Genomic DNA, 648 nt, shown 5'->3' with positions numbered 1-648 from the left:
CCCCAGAAGATGGCTTTACCGCAGACCCAACCCCAATCAGCTATAGCGTTGAAGACATCAACGGTTTGGTATCGAACGAAGCCACGGTCACCATCGACTACCCACAAACCGCCCCAGTGGCACAGAATGACGTAGGCGTCGGTCCTTTGAATGCCCCTGTGACTGTCGACATCTTGAATAACGATAGCGATGCTGAGGGTGACCTTGACCCAACGACCGTCAAGCTAATTGACCCAGACAACGGTGATGAAGTAACAACGTTGACGGTCACAGGCGAAGGGGAATGGGTCGTTGATCCTACCTCAGGCGCTGTGACCTTTACACCAGAAGTTGGTTTTACTAATGACCCTACGCCTGTAGATTATGTGGTCTCTGATATCACTGGTCAAACGTCTAATCCAGCGACAATCGTTGTCGACTATCCACCAACGGCGCCAAGAGCAGCGGATGATAACCAAACAGGTATCACTGGAGCACCAGTTACCGTTGCTGTATTAGGTAATGACGAAGACTTTGACAATGATATCGACCCAACGACCGTCAAGCTAATTGACCCAGACAATGGTGATGAAGTAACTACGTTGACGGTCACAGGCGAAGGAGAATGGGTCGTTGATCCTACCTCAGGCGCTGTGACCTTTACACCAG

Annotated in this window: 1 protein-coding gene; it reads left to right on the top strand. The window is 50.6% G+C overall.

Annotation, left to right across the window (positions count from 1 at the left end; translation table 11 throughout):
- The coding region (locus tag NJD71_RS13600; protein ID WP_319052434.1) for an Ig-like domain-containing protein at nt 1-648 on the top strand (648 nt) is incomplete at both ends.

Origin of the sequence: Psychrobacter sp. PP-21, assembly GCF_033790785.1 — a bacterium.
Taxonomy (GTDB): Bacteria; Pseudomonadota; Gammaproteobacteria; order Pseudomonadales; family Moraxellaceae; genus Psychrobacter.
The sequence above is the reverse complement of the archived record's forward strand: the minus strand, read 5'-3'. Positions and strand labels throughout refer to the sequence as shown.